Annotated in this window: 4 protein-coding genes; 1 reads left to right on the top strand and 3 read right to left on the bottom strand. The window is 48.0% G+C overall.

Going from position 1 to position 3,667, the window contains the following annotated elements:
• A partial coding sequence (locus tag VN105_RS05005; protein WP_325638539.1) for a peroxiredoxin occupies positions 1-387 on the top strand: 387 nt, incomplete at its 5' end.
• Positions 388-457: 70 nt separating this feature from the next.
• On the opposite strand, the gene VN105_RS05000 is transcribed toward VN105_RS05005, so the two are convergent.
• The 3 genes from VN105_RS05000 to prfB all read right to left on the bottom strand — a co-directional run.
• Positions 458-832 carry a hypothetical protein gene (locus tag VN105_RS05000; RefSeq protein ID WP_325638537.1) on the bottom strand — a complete coding sequence of 125 codons (375 nt, stop codon included), beginning with the start codon at positions 830-832 and terminating at the stop codon, positions 458-460.
• A gap of 86 nt (positions 833-918) precedes the next feature.
• Positions 919-2,550 carry an L-glutamate gamma-semialdehyde dehydrogenase gene (pruA, locus tag VN105_RS04995; RefSeq protein WP_325638536.1) on the bottom strand — a complete coding sequence of 544 codons (1,632 nt, stop codon included), beginning with the start codon at positions 2,548-2,550 and terminating at the stop codon, positions 919-921.
• A gap of 151 nt (positions 2,551-2,701) precedes the next feature.
• The coding region (gene prfB / locus VN105_RS04990) for a peptide chain release factor 2 (RefSeq protein WP_325638535.1) at positions 2,702-3,667 on the bottom strand (966 nt) is incomplete at its 5' end.

The following is a 3,667-nucleotide window of genomic DNA, read 5'->3' as shown; positions in this document are numbered from 1 at the left end:
GATATTAATACGGTGCTGGGAAAGCAACCACTGGTCATTTACTTTTATCCGAAAGATGAAACCAGTGTATGTACCAGGGAAGCATGTTCTTTCCGCGATTCTTACCAGGATTTTCAGAAATACGGCGCCAAAGTGATTGGTATCAGTGCTGATAACGTGGCGTCGCACCGCAGCTTTGCCACGCATCACAACTTGCCGTTTACACTGCTCAGCGATACTAAAAATGAAGTACGTAAATTATTTGGCGTGCCTAAAACCTTTATGATACCAGGGCGGGTTACTTATATAGTAGATAAGAACGGGGTGATTGTGCATGAGTTTAATTCGCTGCGCGATGGAGAAAAGCATGTAACAGAGTCGCTGGCAGCGTTGCAGAAGATGCAGTAAAGGAGAAGCTGGATAAATTTGTTCACCCGCTGTTGAAGAGAGATCAGCAGCGGGTATTTTATGTTTGCAATTACAACTTCCTCATATCTTTAAACGTCGAAATCTCTTCTTTCAGTGCAAACAGCTGCATGCCCCAAATGATCCCAAGTACTATTGTAAATGCCACTAACGCCAGCGAGAAGGATACCTGCATAAAGCTCCCCTCCTCCCGGTTGGTAAGGGTAATAACACGGAGCAGTGCAATGAGCCCTATCCCGAAGAAAATAGCGGCTTTAACGCCTTTTTTACGCAGTTGTTTCCTGAAATATTCATCAAAAGCGCGGGCAGCGGCTACACTGGCTTCCGGTTGCGGGGTTCCATCGGCAATAAGTAATTGTTCGAGATCTGCTACGCGGTAATGCTCGTGAGGTACTGAGAAGTATTTTGTTAAGATATCTGCCTGCATAATTCCTGGATACTGAATGAGGGTGCAAGGTACAAAAAAGGCGATGGATATAGATCCACCGCCTGCATATAAATCATGAACATTTACTAAGCCTCTTTCAGGAATGGGTAACGGTAATCGGTAGCCGGTACAAAGGTTTCCTTGATGCTCCTGGCGCTTAACCAGCGGTAGAGGTTCAGCATGGAACCTGCTTTATCGTTGGTGCCAGAAGCGCGGGCGCCACCAAATGGCTGCTGTCCTACTACCGCGCCGGTTGGTTTGTCGTTGATGTAGAAATTACCGGCGCTGTTTACCAGTGTGCGGGTGGCCAGTTCCACCGCATAGCGGTCCTGCGCAATTACCGCGCCGGTTAAAGCGTACTCGGAAGTACTGTCTACCACCTGCATGATTTCTTCAAATTTCTCAGCGTCATACACGTGGATCGTTAACACCGGGCCGAAAATTTCCTCACACATGGTGATGTATTTCGGATCGGAGGTTTCGATCACGGTTGGTTCGATAAAGTAACCTTCAGCCTTGTTGTAGTTACCGCCTGCAATGATCTTTACAGCGGGGTCTTTCTTTGCATTGTCGATGTACTGTGCGATCTTATCGAAAGAGCGTTCATCGATCACTGCATTGATGAAGTTGCTGAAATCTTCAGTGGATCCCATTTTCATGGTTTTCAGTTCAGCAACTAATTTGGATTTTATGTCATCAGCAAGATTGTCTGGTAAGTATGCGCGGGAAGCGGCAGAGCATTTCTGGCCCTGGTATTCGAATGCGCCGCGGGCCAGTGCGGTAACGGCAATATCTACATCGGCGGATTTGTGGATCAGCACGAAGTCTTTACCACCTGTTTCGCCTACAATGCGCGGGTATGTTTTGTACTTATGGATATTTTCGCCGATAGTTTTCCACATGGTCTGGAATACGCCGGTAGAGCCGGTAAAGTGGATACCTGCGAAGTGAGGATCTGCAAAGCAAACGTCGCCTATAACGGGGCCGCTGGCATATACGAGGTTGATAACGCCACCGGGCAGGCCGGCTTCTATCAGCACCTTCATGATCACCTGTGCGGCAAACACTTGTGTATTGGCGGGTTTCCATACCACCACGTTGCCGCACATGGCAGCGGAAGTGGGCAGGTTACCGGCAATAGCGGTGAAGTTGAAAGGTGTAACAGCGAGCACAAAACCTTCCAGGGGTCTATATTCTACCCTGTTGTGGATACCTGGCGCGCTTACTGGTTGCTGCCGGTAAATTTCGCTCAGGAAGTGTACGTTATAGCGGAGAAAGTCGATCAGTTCGCATGCGCTGTCAATTTCGGCCTGGAAGGGGTTCTTGCTCTGGCCCAGCATGGTAGCGGCATTGATATGATAGCGGTATTTGGTGGCCAGGAGTTCAGCGGCGCGGAGGAAGATGCCGGCGCGTTGTTCCCAGTCCGTATTGGCCCATTTTTCACGTGCTTCCAGTGCCGCAGCGATGGCGGATTTCACGTGAGAGGCGTCACCCATATGGAAGTGGCCGAGTTTGTGTTTGATTTCGTGGGGAGGGCGCAGATCAACGGTTTTTCCGGTGCGGATTTCCTTACCACCGATATACATGGGTATATCTGCAACTTCGCTTTTGTAGGCGGCTAATTGTTTCTTTAATGCAATCCTCTCAGCAGAACCGGGTGCATAAGATAACACAGGCTCATTAGCAGGCGCTGCGTACTCAAAGTATCCTGTATTCATTGTATCCTAATTTTTATATTTGTTTATTTGATCATTTGTAAGCCTGGAGGCCTGCAAACAATCAAATAAACAAATGACTACGAGTATTGTTTCCGCAGCAAAATTACATGATACAACGCCTACGCGCTTATTAATAATTAGTAGATACTTATTAATTATTGTCCTCTTCCTTCTGCATCATCAGGTATGCTTTCACAAATCCGTTCAGGTCGCCGTCCATTACAGGGCCTACGTTACCTACTTCAAAATCGGTGCGGTGATCTTTGATCATCTTGTACGGATGGAACACGTATGACCGGATCTGCGATCCCCACTCAATTTTGCGTTTGTTGGCGTTGGCTGCATTTTTCAGCTCTTCGCGTTTGCGGATCTCTTCTTCATACAGGCGTGATTTCAGCATGGTGAGCGCCTTTTCGCGGTTCTCTCCCTGTGTACGCGCCTGCTGGCATTCGATGATGATACCGGAAGGAATATGCTTCAGGCGTACGGCTGTTTCCACCTTGTTTACGTTCTGTCCGCCCTTACCTCCTGAACGGTAAAATTCCCATTCAAGGTCGGCAGGATTTACAGCAATCTCGATAGTATTGTCTACTAACGGATATACATATACGGAGGCGAAAGAGGTATGCCTGCGGGCATTGGAATCGAAAGGTGAAATACGGACCAGGCGGTGTACACCGCTTTCCGCTTTCAGGTGGCCATAGGCAAAGTCACCGTCAAATTCCAGCGTTGCGGATTTGATCCCTGCGCCATCACCATATTGTGTATCAATTTCTGATACTTTCCACCCCTGCTTTTCGCCATACATGCGATACATACGCAGCAGCATTTCAGCCCAGTCCTGGCTTTCCGTGCCGCCTGCACCGGAGTTAATGGTTAATACAGCAGGCATTTCATCTTCCGGCTGATTGAGAGTAGATTTAAATTCCAGGTCGTCCAGTGCTACTACTGCAGCATTGTACGCCTGTTCCACCTCTTCTTCCGTTGCTTCTCCTTCTTTGAAAAAATCGTTCAGTACAGCGCTGTCGTCAATCGCAGCATTTACCTGATCGTAAAGGTCTACCCAGTATTTGTTTACCTTAATTTCCTTCAGGATTGAAGTGGCTCTGACGTTATC

Source organism: Chitinophaga sp., assembly GCF_035564935.1.
GTDB lineage: Bacteria > Bacteroidota > Bacteroidia > Chitinophagales > Chitinophagaceae > Chitinophaga.
The sequence above is the reverse complement of the archived record's forward strand: the minus strand, read 5'-3'. Positions and strand labels throughout refer to the sequence as shown.

Bases quoted from the DNA above. Each gene is read 5' to 3' on its own strand.
- VN105_RS05000 (WP_325638537.1), bottom strand. From the start codon at position 832: ATGCAGGCAGATATCTTAACAAAATACTTCTCAGTACCTCACGAGCAT.
- pruA (WP_325638536.1), bottom strand. From the start codon at position 2,550: ATGAATACAGGATACTTTGAGTACGCAGCGCCTGCTAATGAGCCTGTG.